At 42.7% G+C, this 16,616-nt stretch carries 16 protein-coding genes; 12 read left to right on the top strand and 4 right to left on the bottom strand.

Annotated features, from left to right (window positions below; all coding sequences use genetic code 11):
• Positions 1-32: 32 nt before the first annotated feature.
• Both ACHZC4_RS11375 and surE read right to left on the bottom strand, forming a co-directional pair.
• A complete protein-coding gene (locus tag ACHZC4_RS11375; RefSeq protein ID WP_394753965.1) occupies positions 33-692 on the bottom strand; it encodes a protein-L-isoaspartate(D-aspartate) O-methyltransferase in 660 nt (219 codons plus the stop codon).
• Positions 689-1,444, bottom strand: coding sequence for a 5'/3'-nucleotidase SurE (surE, locus tag ACHZC4_RS11370; protein WP_394753963.1), 756 nt, complete (start codon positions 1,442-1,444; stop codon positions 689-691). The genes ACHZC4_RS11375 and surE overlap by 4 nt, the downstream gene beginning before the upstream one ends.
• A gap of 135 nt (positions 1,445-1,579) precedes the next feature.
• Between surE and ACHZC4_RS11365 the strand changes: the two genes are divergently transcribed.
• From ACHZC4_RS11365 to ACHZC4_RS11345, 5 genes are all read left to right on the top strand, one after another.
• On the top strand, positions 1,580-2,089 hold the full coding sequence (locus ACHZC4_RS11365) for a Smr/MutS family protein (protein WP_394753962.1): 510 nt from the start codon (positions 1,580-1,582) through the stop codon (positions 2,087-2,089).
• Between the two features lie 237 nt (positions 2,090-2,326).
• A complete protein-coding gene (locus ACHZC4_RS11360) occupies positions 2,327-3,451 on the top strand; it encodes a thiolase family protein (protein WP_394753961.1) in 1,125 nt (374 codons plus the stop codon).
• Positions 3,451-5,745 (top strand): 3-hydroxyacyl-CoA dehydrogenase NAD-binding domain-containing protein, encoded by a 2,295-nt coding sequence (locus tag ACHZC4_RS11355; RefSeq protein WP_394753960.1) that lies wholly within the window; start codon positions 3,451-3,453, stop codon positions 5,743-5,745. Before ACHZC4_RS11360 ends, ACHZC4_RS11355 begins: the two co-directional genes overlap by 1 nt.
• A gap of 139 nt (positions 5,746-5,884) precedes the next feature.
• The gene (locus ACHZC4_RS11350) at positions 5,885-8,314 is read left to right on the top strand and encodes an acyl-CoA dehydrogenase (protein ID WP_394753959.1); all 2,430 of its coding nucleotides are present in this window, start codon (positions 5,885-5,887) and stop codon (positions 8,312-8,314) included.
• A 485-nt stretch (positions 8,315-8,799) separates the two neighbouring features.
• A complete protein-coding gene (locus tag ACHZC4_RS11345) occupies positions 8,800-9,420 on the top strand; it encodes a hypothetical protein (RefSeq protein ID WP_394753958.1) in 621 nt (206 codons plus the stop codon).
• Positions 9,421-9,461: 41 nt separating this feature from the next.
• On the opposite strand, the gene ACHZC4_RS11340 is transcribed toward ACHZC4_RS11345, so the two are convergent.
• Positions 9,462-9,866 (bottom strand): 6-pyruvoyl trahydropterin synthase family protein, encoded by a 405-nt coding sequence (locus tag ACHZC4_RS11340; protein ID WP_394753957.1) that lies wholly within the window; start codon positions 9,864-9,866, stop codon positions 9,462-9,464.
• A 550-nt stretch (positions 9,867-10,416) separates the two neighbouring features.
• Between ACHZC4_RS11340 and ACHZC4_RS11335 the strand changes: the two genes are divergently transcribed.
• The 7 genes from ACHZC4_RS11335 (at position 10,417) to waaA (ending at position 15,713) form a co-directional block, all read left to right on the top strand.
• On the top strand, positions 10,417-10,923 hold the full coding sequence (locus ACHZC4_RS11335; RefSeq protein WP_394753956.1) for a TlpA family protein disulfide reductase: 507 nt from the start codon (positions 10,417-10,419) through the stop codon (positions 10,921-10,923).
• An 81-nt stretch (positions 10,924-11,004) separates the two neighbouring features.
• Entirely contained in the window at positions 11,005-11,952 is a 948-nt protein-coding gene (locus ACHZC4_RS11330; RefSeq protein ID WP_394753955.1) for a hypothetical protein, read from the top strand.
• A 196-nt stretch (positions 11,953-12,148) separates the two neighbouring features.
• Positions 12,149-12,628 (top strand): 30S ribosomal protein S6, encoded by a 480-nt coding sequence (gene rpsF, locus ACHZC4_RS11325; protein WP_394753954.1) that lies wholly within the window; start codon positions 12,149-12,151, stop codon positions 12,626-12,628.
• A 32-nt stretch (positions 12,629-12,660) separates the two neighbouring features.
• Positions 12,661-12,888, top strand: a complete 228-nt coding sequence (gene rpsR / locus ACHZC4_RS11320; protein ID WP_087146867.1) for a 30S ribosomal protein S18 — start codon at positions 12,661-12,663, stop codon at positions 12,886-12,888.
• Between the two features lie 21 nt (positions 12,889-12,909).
• Complete coding sequence (locus tag ACHZC4_RS11315; protein ID WP_394753953.1) at positions 12,910-13,806, top strand: hypothetical protein; 897 nt, start codon at positions 12,910-12,912, stop codon at positions 13,804-13,806.
• A gap of 44 nt (positions 13,807-13,850) precedes the next feature.
• The gene (gene rplI, locus ACHZC4_RS11310; protein ID WP_394753952.1) at positions 13,851-14,297 is read left to right on the top strand and encodes a 50S ribosomal protein L9; all 447 of its coding nucleotides are present in this window, start codon (positions 13,851-13,853) and stop codon (positions 14,295-14,297) included.
• Positions 14,298-14,438: 141 nt separating this feature from the next.
• Positions 14,439-15,713, top strand: a complete 1,275-nt coding sequence (waaA, locus tag ACHZC4_RS11305) for a lipid IV(A) 3-deoxy-D-manno-octulosonic acid transferase (protein ID WP_394753951.1) — start codon at positions 14,439-14,441, stop codon at positions 15,711-15,713.
• A gap of 44 nt (positions 15,714-15,757) precedes the next feature.
• Here the strand turns inward: waaA and ACHZC4_RS11300 are convergent, their stop codons facing one another.
• Entirely contained in the window at positions 15,758-16,342 is a 585-nt protein-coding gene (locus ACHZC4_RS11300) for a hypothetical protein (protein ID WP_394753950.1), read from the bottom strand.
• Positions 16,343-16,616 lie beyond the last annotated feature (274 nt).

Raw genomic sequence — 16,616 nt, 5'->3', positions numbered from 1 at the left:
TAGGCCAACATGTGACGCATTGCCTAAAGGCGTTATTCTCGACCCGACAAAAATGGCACAAAACTAACTGCTTCAAGCTCTTCGATACTAAATTCGTTTGTATTTCGAGTAACGCGGTGCAATTTTTGGCGATCATCGTTGCCAATAGGTATAATCAAAACACCCCCTATGGCCATTTGTTGTAATAATATTTGTGGAATAATTTGCGGGGCGGCGGCCACAATAATACCGTCAAAAGGCGCGTAATCCGGCCAGCCGCAACCCCCATCATTGTGCAAATAGCTAACGTTCTTTATCTTTAATTCCCACAAATGTGAAATTGCCTTACGTTGTAAGGGCAAAATTCGTTCAACCGAATACACATGATCAACCAGCTGCGCCAAAATAGCCGTCTGATAACCACAGCCGGTTCCAATTTCAAGCACACGTTGTAATGGCCCCAGTTCCAGTAGCAATTCCGTCATTCTAGCCACAATATACGGCTGTGAAATAGTTTGGTTATAGCCAATCGGCAATGCTGTATTTTCATAAGCTCTGCTGGCCAAAGCTTCGTCAACAAAAATATGCCGTGGAGTATTGCGCATAATCTCCAGTATTTGCGGGTTGGTAATGCCCTGCTCTTTTAAACGCGCAATCATGCGGTCGCGGGTGCGTTGGGAGGTCATGCCAATACCGCGCAAATGTGGCATCATGAATACTGCTCTTTAGGCAACCAGGCGTGTAGTTGCGCGATACGGTCATACCAGGTTAAATCCAGTTGCAACGGAGTTACCGATACATAACCGGCAGCAATAGCATAAAAATCAGTGCCCGGGCCTGCATCTTGCTCAGCACCGGGCGGGCCTACCCAATAAATCAAACGTCCGCGCGGATCAGTACTGGTAATAACCGGTTCAGCTTTATGGCGTTGGCCAAGGCGGGTTGCCTGATAGCCTTTTAAATCGCTTAACGGAATATCCGGCACATTAACATTCAAAATAGTATCTTTAGGCAGTGGCTGATCAATAAGTTGTTGCAATAAGGTCACGGCAACCTGGGCAGCGGTTTCAAAATGCACGGCGGGATAACCCACTAATGAAATGGCCACTGCGGGCAACCCTAAAAAACGGCCTTCAGTAGCGGCGGCAACGGTACCTGAATACAAGACATCATCGCCTAAATTGCCGCCGTGATTAATACCGGCAAATACCATATCAGGTTCTTTTTCCAGTAATCCGGTAATGGCCAAATGCACACAATCGGTCGGCGTGCCATCCACTTTTATAAAACCATTTTCGGTTTGGTAAGCCCGTAAAGGCATTTCTAGCGTTAACGAGTTACTTGCGCCACTGCGGTTTCTATCCGGCGCTACCACCGTAATATCCGCGAAGGGACGCAAAGCATTTGCTAATGCGTTAAGACCCTCAGCCAAATACCCGTCATCATTACTTAACAAAATGTGCATTTATCAATCGCTCTAAAGCGGAATACGCTATAAAATCAAACATACTAGCAACTCTGTTCAATAAAATCAGCTTTCGTGTCAAAAAAAACCATTAGTTCACAGGATAGTCACTTGTTTAGGGAAATGATAGGCAGCGTGCACCTTATTACTAGCGACAAAGTGCTATTAAAACCAGAATCCAAACCCAGCCCCGTTCCTAAGCATGCCGTGGCCACTCTAGACGATTATTTTTTGCCATCTGTAGACATTGATGTTGAAAAACTCAGCGTTGAAGATACACTTCATTTTAGTGCACCGGGTTTGCAGAAAAATGTCATCAAAAAACTACGGCAAGGTTATTTTGGGTTGGATGCAGAAATTGATTTACATGGCTTAAACAGTCATGATGCCAAACAACAATTAGTGCGTTTTCTGTATGATAGCGTACAAAATGGTAGGCGCTGTGTGCATATTATTCATGGTAAAGGTTACCGGTCACCAGATAATCATCCGGTACTCAAAAACAATCTTAATATTTGGCTAAGACAACATAAATACGTCTTGGCATTTTGCTCTGCATTACCCAAGCAAGGTGGCGCAGGGGCTGTTATTGTGCTATTACAGTTAGCACAAAAATATGATGATTTAAATGATGAGGATTATTAGGCAAGCTGAAAAAAACGCAGCTCATCGTGGGATTATTAAGGTAAAGATTTGAAAATCTATGCTTCCGATTAACCCCCGATTTTAATTATAAAAGCCTTGTGCGCATTCATAAAACGGAACATTCTTAAAAAAAAAGCGTCTATTGCGCATATTAATAAATCGTGATGGGCTAGCATCATTGATTTAGCCTTGATAGTAAATGGCTAACGATGAAACATCATTCCAAGGAGAACACACATGAAAAACGTCGTTATTGCCGGTTATTGCCGATCCCCGTTTGCGCCTGCAAATAAAGGTTTATTAAGTAAAGTACGCCCAGATGATTTGGTTGCGCAAGTCATAAAAGGTTTAATGGCTAAAACCGGTGTCAACCCTGATGACATTGAAGATTTAATTCTCGGCTGTGCATTTCCCGAAGGCGAACAGGGTATGAACGTGGCTAGATTAGTGGTTTTTTTGGCTGATCTACCGGTTAGCGTAGCGGGGATGACGCTCAACCGATTTTGCGGTTCTTCCATGCAGGCCATTCATATTGCTGCAGGCGCTATTCAAATGAATGCCGGTGATGTGTTCATTTGTGCCGGTGTTGAATCCATGACCCGTATTCCTATGGGTGGCTATAACTTTATGCCAAATCCTGGGCTTTATGAGCGCTTTCCGCAGGCTTACATTGGCATGGGCGATACCGCTGAAAACTTGGCACAACGCTATAATATTGATCGTATTGATCAGGAGATTTTTTCATTATCCAGCCAACAAAAAGCTTATTTAGCGCAACAGCAAGGTCGATTAGATGAAGAAATTATCGCCATTGCCGGTATGACTAAAGATAGTTGCTTGCGACCTGATTCAACTGCTGCTGATTTGGGGCAATTAGCACCCGCTTTTCAAAAAAATGGCACGGTTACCGCAGGCACTTCGTCGCCGCTTACCGATGGTGCGGCCGCAGTGTTGGTCTGTAGCGAAGACTATGCCGATGCCCATAAGCTCACCAAATTAGCGCGTATTAAAGCCACCGCAGTGTCCGGTTGCGCACCTGAAATCATGGGCATAGGCCCTGTTTCCGCCACCCATAAAGCCTTGCAACGTGCGGGATTAAAGCTGGAGGATATTGATATTGTCGAGCTTAACGAAGCTTTTGCCGCCCAAACACTGGCAGTGCTTAAAGAATTACCCATTAATTTAGACCGGCTTAATTTAGATGGCGGTGCTATCGCCTTGGGACATCCCTTAGGTGCAACAGGTGCACGCATTGTAGGTAAAGCCGCCAGTCTGTTACAACGCGAAGGTAAGCAATACGCTTTGGCCACGCAATGTATCGGCGGTGGCCAAGGCATCGCCACAATTTTGGAGGCTATCTGATGGCCATTAATAAAGTTGCCGTCATTGGCGCGGGAGTAATGGGTGCAGCTATTGCAGCTCAATTTACCAATGCGGGCGTGCCTGTTTATTTGCTCGATATCGTTCCTGAGCAGGCAACAAACCGTAATATTGTCGCTGAAACCGCCATACAAAAATTGCTTAAAGCCGAGCCTGCTGCGTTTATGCACAAAAATAACGCCCGTCTTATTACACCGGGCAATATTGAAGATCATTTGTCGTTACTCGCTGATGTCGATTGGGTTGTTGAAGCCATTGTCGAAAAGCCACAGATCAAACAGGCGCTTTATAAAAAACTGGTCTCGGTATGCCATAAAGACTGCGTTATTTCTTCCAATACCTCTACCCTGCCCTTATCGGTGCTTGTAGATGGCCTGCCGGACAGTTTTGCCGAGCAGTTTATGATCACCCATTTTTTTAACCCACCACGTTACATGCGGCTTTTAGAGTTGGTGGCAGGCGCTAAAACACGCCCTGAATTAGTCGCTAAAGTTAAGGACTTTGCCGACATTGCACTGGGTAAAAACTGTGTGTTATGCAAAGATACCCCAGGATTTATCGCCAATCGTATCGGCATTTTCTGGTTGCAATGTGGCATTCTGGAAGCCATTGAACTCGGTTTAACCGTTGAGCAAGCCGACAGCATTATGTCCACACCGTTTGGCATACCTAAAACCGGTATTTTTGGCTTGCTGGATTTAATCGGCCTGGATTTAATCCCGCCCATTTTAAAAAGTATGACCCAAGCTTTACCCGCTGAAGATGCTTTTCAGGCCATTAGTGAATTACCCGCACGCGTACAAGAAATGATAGCCGCTGGATTAACGGGTAGAAAAGGTAAAGGCGGCTTTTATCGGTTAAATGCCGAGCGTGTTAAAGAGTCTATTGATTTAGCTACCGGCGAATATAGAGCTAGCGCTAAACCCCCAATTTTTAAAGAAAATAATCTACAAACTTTATTGTCATTGCCCAATAAAGAATCTCAGTATGCCTGGCAGGTGCTATCCAAAACACTCGCTTACGCGGCCAGTTTGGTACCCGAAATTTCTGATGACATCGTGACTATTGATGCGGCTATACGTGATGGCTATAACTGGACGCTGGGGCCGTTTGAGTTGCTGGATAAAATCGGCGTAGAGTGGTTTGTGGACAGGCTTGAGGACGAACAACGCCTTGTTCCCCCGCTGCTTTGGGAAAAACAGGCGCTTTATTTAGTGAACTCAGGGCAGCTTAATTTTGCCACTTTAACCGGCGTATATCAGCCGGTACGACACGATCCAGGCATATTAACGCTTGCCGATATCAAACGCCAACACCCAAGCGTATTAACTAACGACTCTGCCAGTTTGTGGGATATAGGCGATGGTGTGGTGTGTTTGGAGTTTCATAGCAAAATGAATACCTTGGACATGAACAGCATGGCGCTGATCAGACAAAGTATTGATAAAGTCAAAACTGATTTTTCAGCGCTGGTAATTCATAACGAAGGCGAACATTTTTCAGCGGGTGCTAATCTGGGTTTATTGGTTCAAGCCATTCATAATCAAGACTGGGCAGCTGTTGAGCAGCTTATCACCCAAGGCCAACAAACCTACAAAGCCTTAAAATATGCGCCCTTCCCTGCGGTTGCTGCGCCCTCAGGCTTAGCACTGGGTGGCGGCTGTGAAATCTTGTTGCATTGCGATGCGGTACAAGCCCATGCTGAGCTTTACATGGGGCTGGTAGAGGTGGGCGTTGGTTTAATACCCGGCTGGGGGGGCTGTAAGGAATATCTGCGCCGTTGGATGACGTTTCCTAAACTTCCTAAAGGCCCAATTCCCGCTGTTGCCAAAGCATTTGAAACAATCGCATTGGCAAAAGTCTCAAAATCTGCTGTCGAGGCCAAAGAGTTGCTATTTCTGGGCCATACCGATGGCATCACCATGAATAAAAACCGCTTGCTGGCCGATGCAAAAAGCAAAGTGTTATCGCTGTGTAAGGACTATAGCCCGCCACAGCCGTACAGCTACCGTTTACCTGGAAAAACGGCGCAAGTTCTGTTAACTATGGGTGCTAAAAGTTTACAGGCTCAGGGCAAAATATCGGAGTACGACGTTAATATCGCCACGCAACTTGCTAATTTGCTGAGTGGTGGCGATAGTGATATCACCGAAGCCTTGTCCGAAGATGATGTGCTTGCTCTGGAGCTCAATGCTTTTTTAACCTTGGTTAAGCAATCCAGTACTTTGGCTAGATTAGATCACATGCTAAAAACGGGCAAACCGTTAAGGAATTAACAGGCATGACAGGGATGTGGGATTAAAATACCGTTATACGCTAAATCACCCCGCACACTTTTATGCATCGACACTTCCCCTTTTTAAAAAAAGGGGAAGTGAATGATTGCAACAAACTAACCCACTTTGGAGAATAATGATGTTCTGGCTATTGGCTCTGCTGATTACCGTATCTATTTTGTTTTATTACCGCACTCGTTTGTCTGTGGCAACCTTGGTAGTGGCGACTTTGTTGGCAGGCTATCTTTTAACTGAAGGCTTAACACCCGCCAATAAAGTATTGTGGGCCTGTGCTTTAGCTGTATTTATACCGATTAACCTACCCGTTATTCGGCGACCTCTGATAAGCCGCTGGCTATTTAAGTGGATGAAACAGTCTTTGCCGACCATGTCAAAAACCGAACAAGAGGCTTTGGAAGCCGGTAATACCTGGTGGGATGCCGAATTATTTTCCGGTAATCCTAATTGGGATATTTTACAGAAGTTGCCTATAGCAAAACTTAACCAGGAAGAACAGGCTTTTCTGGACGGCCCCACTGAAACCCTATGCGCCATGCTAGATGACTGGGAGATTACCCATCATCTTAACGATTTGCCCCAACAAGTCTGGGATTACATTAAACAATACAAATTTTGCGGCATTATTATCCCAAAAAGCTACGGCGGCCTGGCATTTTCTGAGGCCGCACATTCAGCTATTGTGATGAAGATTGCAAGCCGCAGCTCCACAGCAGCGGTTACGGTGATGGTGCCTAATTCTTTGGGGCCTGCAAAACTGCTGCTCAATTACGGTACCGATGCGCAAAAGAATTTTTATTTGCCTCGTTTAGCAATCGGTCAAGAAATCCCCGCCTTTGCGTTAACCGGCCCCCATGCCGGTAGCGATGCAGGCGCCATACCCGATACCGGTGTTGTGTGTTATGGGTCTTTTAAGGGTAAAGACAATGTCTTAGGCATACGCCTAAACTGGGAAAAACGTTATATCACTTTAGGCCCCATCGCTACGGTGTTAGGGGTTGCCTTCAAGCTTTACGATCCTGAAAAACTCATTGGCAACCTGGAAAACATCGGCATTACCGTTGCCCTGATACCGACTGATTTTGAAGGTATTTCAATAGGTCGCCGCCATTTTCCCTTGAATTCAGCGTTCCAAAATGGCCCGAACTCCGGCAAGGATGTGTTTATCCCTATGGATTGTATTATCGGCGGTGTGGCACAAGTCGGTAACGGCTGGAAAATGCTCATGCAAAGCCTAAGCACAGGCAGAGCGATTTCATTGCCTGCGCTAAGTGTCGGTGCGGGTAAGCTAGTCTGCCGTAACACGGGCGCTTACGCACGAATCCGCAAACAATTTAATTTACCTATTGGTGAGTTTGAAGGCATTGAAGAACCTTTGGCGCGCATGGCCGGTGAAACTTACATTCTGGATGCCGCGCGTTGTGTTACCAATGCCGCTTTAGATGATGGCCAGCAGCCTGCGGTTATTTCGGCTATTTTAAAATACGAGCTCACCGAAAGAATGCGCCGTATCGTTAATGATGCAATGGATATTCAGGGTGGCTCGGGTATTTGTCTTGGGCCTAACAATTATTTAGGGCGCTTGTACCAGGTTATTCCGGTCAGCATTACTGTGGAAGGCGCTAATATTTTAACACGCACTTTGATGATTTTTGGTCAAGGCGCTGTCCGCTGCCACCCTTATATACAACATGAAATGGCTGCCATACAGCAGGATAATCTGAAAGATTTTGACCGCTTACTCTTCCAGCACATCGGTTTTTTTGGCCATAATAAAGTCGCCGCTTTATGGTTAGGCCTTACCAATGCTCGTTTTGCCAAAACGCCCGGCGATAAAGACACTCAACAGTATTATCAACATATTACCCGCCTGTCTGTAGGCTTTGCGCTATTGGCTGATTTTGCACTATTAACACTGGGCGGTACGCTTAAACGCAAAGAGCGCTTATCAGGCCGCTTTGCTGATGCCTTAAGCAATCTGTATTTATGCTCTTGTGTGCTAAAACATTATGAGGATCAAAATAGGCCAAAAGACGACCTGCCTTTAGTGCATTGGGCTTGCCAAAGCACGCTTTACCGCGCCCAGCAATCTTTACTATCCATTTATTGGAAACTGCCTTTGCGGCCTTTGGCGTGGATGTTGCGTTGTATTATTTTCCCGCTGGGTAAGCCGTATTCACCGCCTAGCGATGCTTTAATTCATAGAACGGCAACGATTTTATTATCTGAAAGTGCGGCGCGTGATCGTTTAACCCAAGGAATTTATATCAATAACAACCCAGACGATGCTACCGGCAAAATTGAAATTGCCTTTAAAGCCGTATTAGCGGCTGCGCCGGTAGAAGCCAAGCTTCGTCAAGCCCAAAAACAAAAACAGTTACCAAAAGTGGAGTTAATCAACGTTGTTGATGAGGCCTTAAGCAAGGCTATTATTAATCAGACAGAATATGACATCTTTATAACAGCCGAACACGCACGATTTGCCGCTATTAGTGTGGATGATTTTAGCTCTGAAGAACTCAACGGATTCCATTCTGAGGCGGTGCGCTAGAAAACAACAAAAAACACGACATAATTGAACAACCGTAGGTGCGAATTCATTGGCATTGCGCGGATAAATTCGCAGCTACGTTAAAAATTGTTCAGGTTATTTTGTGCGTGTTTGTTTCCAATATCCACAATTGTAAGCCCACCGTGAATCACGCAGTGTACGGTATAAATCATCTCCCATACTTAAGACTCATCAACCTGATGTTGAGCGCTCTGTGTTTTATTGAATAAAGTGTCTGTTTTTTTATCACATGCCGCACTAGCAATGGAATATTTCTTATTGAGCGCGCTAGTTGAAAATACAACTATTTGATATAAAGGCGACTTTATTTTTAATAAAATAATGGCATAGATTGTGCTTTAATTTAATTAAGCACAAAATCTAAAAAATACAAGGCTGTTGCCAATAAAAATTGAGTTTTTTGATGTCTTGCTACCTTTTAATTATAGCCAATATATCAAATATCTATTCCGCTGGAACGCATTATGGAAAAAAGAAGATTTAAGTACATTTTTGCAGTAATGCTTATGTTTTCGGCAGTTAAACCGGTTTTAGCAACAGTTATTTATGTTAATGCCCTCCAAAAAAACGCAATACCGTCTGAGTGGACATCATTTATAAGTAATACCACGGGGTTCAGCATTCCCAATGCTTTAGAAGAAAATAGCCTCAGTGTCACTTTAGTTAACAAATTTTTTGACAACTCTTTTGAATCATCCGCTATTTTCTTGGCGCAGGATAACTCCCTGTCGTTGTTTAAACTGGCTGAAACTGACTCACTTGATAATCATAATCAATTGATGGTGGATTGCACAACCCCGTCAATTGCTTTATGGCCAGCTGATGCCGGATGTAATGGCTTGCCGTATGAAAAAATCAGGCTTACCAGCACATGCCGTTACTTTGATGTCCCTGTTTACAATAATCCGGATACTTTAAATTTTCGATTTTGGAATGGCATCGTCAATCACGAAAATTTGGATATTGTGCTTGAAAAAAACATAGAGCCTTCTATAGAGCCAGAACCTGCACCTGTTGGCTGGTTAGGGGTGAGCATCGTGGGTCTTGCAAGCCTACAGCATCGCCATAAAAATAAGCCTACCTGAAAGAGATACACACTATTGCATCTCTTTGCCAATTGATCAGATTAGCTTTCTTTGTAGCTGGCATAAGCGCTGGCGGTTTCCCACAGCACTACCTCGACAACGTTAAAGCCTGATTTTTTAAGAAATTGGTAAATCATTTTACTAATGACTTCGGCAGTGGGATGTTCGTCAAGTGCCAAAAAACGCTCTTTATTTTCAATCAGTACGGGCACAATGGGATCATTTTTATACAACAGAAAATTGTGATCTAAATATTCATTGACATAACCTTCAACACATTGCTTAATATCAGAAAAATCACATACCATCCCCTGATCATTTAGGTGTTCCTGCGCAACTGAAATAGCTGCTTTAACGCTATGGCCGTGCAAATGGCGACACTTTCCGGAATGATTCATCAAGCGATGACCGTAGCAAAAATATACTTCTTTAGTAATGGTAAACATGATTTGCCGTCAAAATAGTGGGAGGTTTAAGTAAAGTGTACTATGAAAAAAAGCCGACATAACGCATTATTTCAATGTGCATCTAGGATAATCAATGCCACTAGCCAGATTTTCATTAATGAGTTATAAGCTGATATTTTTTAATATATACAAAAACCTACTCATTTTTGCATACCTTAATTGCAGTGACTGCAATTAAGGTATGCTTTTGGTTGTTATTAAAAATGTATTTTCATTATTATTCAATAAGATATTGTTTGGCATAATAGGTGCTTATTGTTATTAAACCCTATTGCTAGGGTTGCAAATTAAACTCCTGCAGATAAGTCCTATGGGGAATACCGTTATCCCTAAATACTTGATTATATTTTATTTAATTATTGGTAAGAGCCGTGACTACGTTATCTACTCACTTTGGGTGTAAGACAAAAAACGCATCAGAAAATAGCGAAGCTATTTTAAGCTGACCTTAATATCGATACACTATAGTAGACCTATCATTTTTAATTTTATTTTTTACATTAACTGTATTTTTTTATTTGGAATTATTATGTTGCATAAGAATATAAAAAAGATTTATTTTACAGTATTGCTTGGCGCACTCAGTATTACCGCGAATGCTACAGAAGTAGGACAAGCCGCACCTCAATTTACGTTGCCTACCCTGCAACAAGGCCAACCTACCGCATTAAGCCAGTTTGCCGGCAAAGTGGTTTATCTTGATTTTTGGGCTTCATGGTGCGCGCCTTGTCGCACTTCGTTTCCCCTACTAAATAAGTTGCATGAAAAACTCAAAGCGCAAGGTTTTGAGGTCGTCGCCATCAATTTAGATGAAGACAAAACCAAAGCCGAACAGTTTTTAAAAGAAATTCCTGTTGCTTTTACCGTTTTAACAGATGCTAAAGGCGAATGGGCTGACAAGTTTGTGGTGGAATCAATGCCTACCTCTTTCATTATTGATAAGCAAGGTGTCGTGCAAAATATTCATCATGGTTTTACAGCCGGCGATATCGCCGAACTAGAAAAGAAAATTACCGAATTATTGGCAAAAAAATAAATTCAGTTTATTAGGAATGGTTGCAATACCATGGGTGCAGCAGCTATATACAAGCGTTTTTTATTAATTTGAGGAATCTTTATGATACAAAAGAATTATTTTTTAGACGCTTTCAGTAAAAAAGTATCTCAAAAAATCCTTGCTGTTGCATTCTTAGCCTTTAATACTGTGATGGCGGCTGATGCTTATGGGCAACCACAATATGCAGATGAACTTAAGGTTTCAGGACAATGCACCCTTTGTCATACCAGTCAGGAGGGAGGGCGCGACACTGTGAAACCAGCCGCCTTTCAAGCTTGGCAAAAGGGTGGTGTCATACCCGGTCTTCGTGACTATCTTAAAAATTTAGCAGGTAATGCTAAGCCTGTACTCCTCCCGGTTGACACTCAATGGAATGTCCAGGTTGGTGAAGTGCCGCTAACTATTCCTTTAATTGTAAAAGATAAGGAAGCCGATAATTTTGCGATGGAATTGACCAACACGGCCAATCCTTTAGCTCCTAAAGGTTACCGTTTTTCCAAAAAATACAGCATCCCTAGCACTAATCGGCCTGCGATCAATTTTATATGGAAGCCTAAAGCAGCACAAAAGAACAAAAACTATAAGGCTACTTTCAGGGCTAAAGAAACTACAGCATCAGGAGCTACGCAACTTTCCAATACAGTAAACACTAGTATTTTTGTCTGGCCTGCACGCCCTGCGTCAGCCAAGAACGTCATCAGTCAGTTTAATATCGACAGCGCCAAATGGGCTGCCAAAAAATTAACAATGGCAGGGCGATTGGTATTCAAAAAAACAGCTGCCACAGCAGCAAAAGCGGCAGCACTAAGGTCTTTACGTTTAAATATTAAAAGTAATAACGGTGTTGTCGTCGGGTTGCCTGTACTTTTAAAGCCTAGTGCATCAGGCGCTTGGATTAGTACTTTCACTTTAACTGCCACACAAGTCCCTTGCCTTGTTAAAGCCAAATATGAAAAACTAATGGCGGCACGTACGGTTAAATCTGCACCAGCAACGTGTAAAAAATAATCATCTTTTTTGGAAAACCCAATGCAACTTTCAGCACTGGGTTTTCGTATATTACTCAGTATTAAGAAAATCATTTTATACTGATCTTTTCAATGACTTGAAAAAAGCATATAATAGCGGGTCAACTGGGGCATTAGCCCTATCCTTGCTTTACCGGCTTTAAATAAAGTTGGAAGGCTTCACCGAAAGGAAAAATATGCGACACTATGAAATTGTCTTTTTAGTCCATCCGGATCAAAGTTCTCAAGTTCCTGCAATGATTGACCGATACAAATCCATCATTGAAACGGCGTCTGGTACTATCCACCGTCTGGAAGATTGGGGACGTAGACATCTGGCTTATCCCATCAAAAAAATCCATAAAGCACATTATGTGTTAATGAATGTAGAATGCGACCAAGCGACTTTAGTAGAACTGGAAAGTGGTTTCCGCTTTAATGATGCCATTTTACGTAGCATGACTTTATTGCAAAAAGAAGCCGTTACCGAAGCCTCTATTATTGCCACATCAACAGCGGAAGAAAACAAAATGGCTGAAGTTAGAGCCAAAGATGCCGCTGCTAAAGAAGCCGCCGCCGTTGAAGTTGCTGAAGCTGATACTAAGGATGACGCCATCGATCTTGATGATCTCGATGAAACCCTTATTGCCGATGCTGACGAACTTCCTGCAGAATAAAAACATTCACTTATTGGATTACGAGGACACCTATGGCCCGCAATATTAGACGTAAAAAATTCTGCCGTTTTAGTTCCGAAGACGGCACACAGATTGACTACAAAGATTTGGAGTTATTAAAAGATTACATTACAGAAACAGGCAAGATTGTACCAAGTCGTGTGACAGGTACCGGCGCTAAATATCAACGACAATTATGCGTTGCTATTAAGCGAGCGCGTTTTATCGCCTTGTTACCTTTCTGCGACGCACACGAATAAGCCGCTAAGAGAGCAACAGTTGTGAAATCTTTAGCAGCGTATATTATGCAAGGTCGGATTCAAGCCATGATAGCGGCTTCCTGTCTTGCGTTGTTGTCTCTAAAGTATCCACCGGTAAGTGTAGTAAGTTCAGCATCAGTCGCTCTGGTAACATTAAGGCGCGGTGGTTATGAAGGCCTGTATATTCTTGGCTGCGCGGCGCTTGCCGCCGGTTTGATGGGTTTTTTCATCCTGGGCAATTTTCAGTTCGCCGTGGCGTATGTCATGGTACTTTGGTTGCCAATATGGCTGATATCCATCGTCTTGCGGGAAGGTCGGCATTTGTCATTGGCCGTTGAAATTGCGGTAATTCTGGGTGTAATCGGTGTTATTGCAGCACATAGCTTTATGGTTGACCCTACCGCAACGTGGAAACAGATACTGATACAAATGGCTCCAGCTACTGCACCGGTTGACAATACCCAGCGCACCATAGAAATACTTTCCCGTTATATGACGGGGATTATTGCCGCCGGTAGCGTGATAGGGCTGTTATTAGGATTGTTTTTAGGTCGCTGGTGGCAAGCAATTCTCTACAATCCAGGTGGTTTTAGACAGGAATTTTTGTCACTCAGTACGCGTCCAGGCTTTACATTGAGTACCTTGCTGATAATCGGCATGGCTTTTACAAATGTTGGCATGATTTCCGACATGGCTAAAAATATTAGTATCGTACTGGTTGTACATCATATTTTTATTGGTGCGGCTATATTACATACTGTGTTTTCGGGTAAAAGCTTGTCACGCTATAGCGTGCCTGTGCTGTATGTTGTCATGATTTTAATACCGCATACTTTATTGGCCGTTGCCTTAATTGGCTTGACTGACAGATTACTGAACTTACGAAAAAATAAATTTGAACCAACAGACGCCAAATAGCGTAACCGTTTGGTTAACATCTGAAAAAAATGAGGCCTTAAACGATGGAAGTTATTCTTCTTGAAAAAATAGCAAACCTGGGCAACTTAGGTGACAAAGTCACTATTAAGTCAGGTTATGGCAGAAACTATCTGGTTCCACAAGGCAAGGCGGTTCCAGCCACAGTGCAAAAGATAGCTGAATTTGAAGCGCGTCGTGCCGAGCTTGAAAAAGCAGCAGCAGCAAAGCTTAGCGCGGCGCAAGCTCGTGCTAACGAATTGGCTAAACTGTCCGTTGTCATCGCGCATAAAGCCGGTGATGAAGGCCGATTGTTTGGTTCTATCGGCACACATAATATTGCTGAAGCGATTACTAAATCGGGTGTAGCTGTTAGTAAACAAGAAATTCGTTTACCCAATGGTACTATTCGCCACATTGGCGATTACCCGCTTGATATTAATTTACACACTGATGTTATTGCGACGATCACTATCAAAGTAACTGCTGAGTAATCAGCAACATTAATCGCAACCTTTGCTGTTTCTTTTGAACAATAAAGGTTGCGACTTTTATGATTTCCCCGAACTCTCCCCTCATAGTCTGCCTCTGCGAATATTAGCGCATGAGCAGATAGTCGCATTGATTTTTCCAAGATGGCCATAGCGCAGTATTTTACGCGAATCCTTTATTCATCATTATTTTATGTGATGATACCCTTTGTGTTATGCCGGTTATTATGGCGCAGCATTAAAGCCCCCGCTTATCGACAACGCTGGCATGAGCGCTTTGCACTCTACCGCGCCATTTATCCTCAAGACGTTATCTGGTTTCACGCGGTTTCCGTGGGTGAGGCAGAAACCCTGTTTCCCCTGGTAACAACAATACAACAAAAATATCCCAATACAAAAATAGTCGTCACCACCACAACCCCAACGGGTTCTGCACGCGTTAAAGCAGTATTGAAAGACACCGTAACGCATGTTTATTTGCCCTATGATATTCCCGGTGCGGTTAATCGCTTTATGGTGTGTTTTAAACCTAAGCTGGCCGTTATCATGGAGACCGAGATTTGGCCTAATCTTTTTTTCAGCTGCGCTACTAATAACATTCCGTTGTATATGATTAATGCACGCTTGTCTGAACGATCCACACGAGGTTATCAAAAGCTTTCTGTGTTGATTAAACCGGCTTTGGCGCACGTTACAATTTTTGCCCAATCACAGCAAGATAACGACCGGTTTATTGCCATTGGTGTTAATCCCCAACACGTTAAAACAGTGGGCAATATGAAGTTTGATCTTAATAGCTCGTCAGATAATCGTGAACAAGGTCTAGCCATTAAAGCGCAATTATTTAAAAATAGATTTGTTTGGTTGATTGCCAGCACCCATGAGGGTGAAGAAGACATCTTTTTAGCTATCTATAAGAAAATTAAACCGACTATTCCCGAGCTGTTATTGCTAATTGTACCGCGCCATCCTGAACGTTTTTTAAATGTAAAAAAACTGTGCGATTACCAACAACTTAAAGTTGCCACGCGCACCCATAAAGACAGTATTGACAAGAATACGGATGTTTATTTATTGGATACGCTAGGCGAGTTGCGCACATTTTACGGCGTAGCAGATGTCGCTTTTGTAGGAGGCAGTATGGTACCGGTTGGTGGGCATAATATTCTAGAAGCTGCGGCGGTTGGCGTACCGGTTATGTTTGGCCCTTTTATGGCAAACTTTAAAGCCATTGCTGAAAGTGTTTTAGCATTGGATGCCGCCATACAATGCCAGGATAATAATGCGCTTATAAAAACTATTATGACGTTATATCAACATCCAGACTATCGGCACTCACTTGCTGCAAAAGGTAAAGCCTTTGTAGAAAACAACAAAGGCGTGTGTGCAAAAATTATTGAAATGCTGCCCTTATCTTAATTTGACTGATTGCAATGCTCTATTCTCAAAAAACTTTTCGGGGATTATTCGGCCATGTTCATTTTATTAATATCACAGCCTTTATGATAAAAAGTAAAAGACGGTGGAAAGGCCACTATATCAATAGTTAATGAAGTTTCTTGTTGAAATGCATCAATATTATTGCCAACTTCGGTCTTGAAATTATCTGCCACTTGCTTTGCCAGTTTTTGATTGGCTTCATAATCGCCTAATGCAAACGGATCTTCAGTAAGCGTTGTTGTATTGATTATTTTTTCAAAAACGCTAGCTGAAAATGTTTCAATTTTTTGTTCAAAATTACTAAATACCTTTTCGCCTTTGTCCTTTTTAATCCGATCGATATCTGCCGGATCTGCATACAGCAAAAATTCACCTTTGGCGCCTTGCTGATCGTTTTTACAGACCGCACCATCCATAATCCGCACTAAATTTAAAGCATGATCGCCTTTACGAATAATCAGCGCAGGCTCTTGTTTAGAGGTATCCAAAGGCGATTTGTCTTCAGATGCAGGCTTTGCAATATCGGGTTTGACTTCTTGCGTTGAACAACCCTGCGCTGTTAAAACAACGACAGCAATAGTTGCTAAAATTTTCCTGCTTAGTTTCATCTTTATTCCTTTCTCAGGTGTGTTGAGGTGTGTATATGTATTTTTGGATCCGTATATCATTATTAAATATAAGGGTTTTGGGTATCCTTTAAATTAAGAATATAGGGCAGTTATTCAATAAATCAAATTATTTTTAGTGGACATTACCATGCCCGATATTGTAGATACCGTTTCAAAGTAACTTGGGGTCATCTAAAAATCATACCTACGCTATAATGTTTAATGCAGCAGGTGGTTTTACCGCCTAATTCTTATGTTTTTTCACATCATTCAT

It is taken from the genome of Crenothrix sp., assembly GCF_043729335.1.
GTDB lineage: Bacteria > Pseudomonadota > Gammaproteobacteria > Methylococcales > Methylomonadaceae > Crenothrix.
The sequence above is the reverse complement of the archived record's forward strand: the minus strand, read 5'-3'. Positions and strand labels throughout refer to the sequence as shown.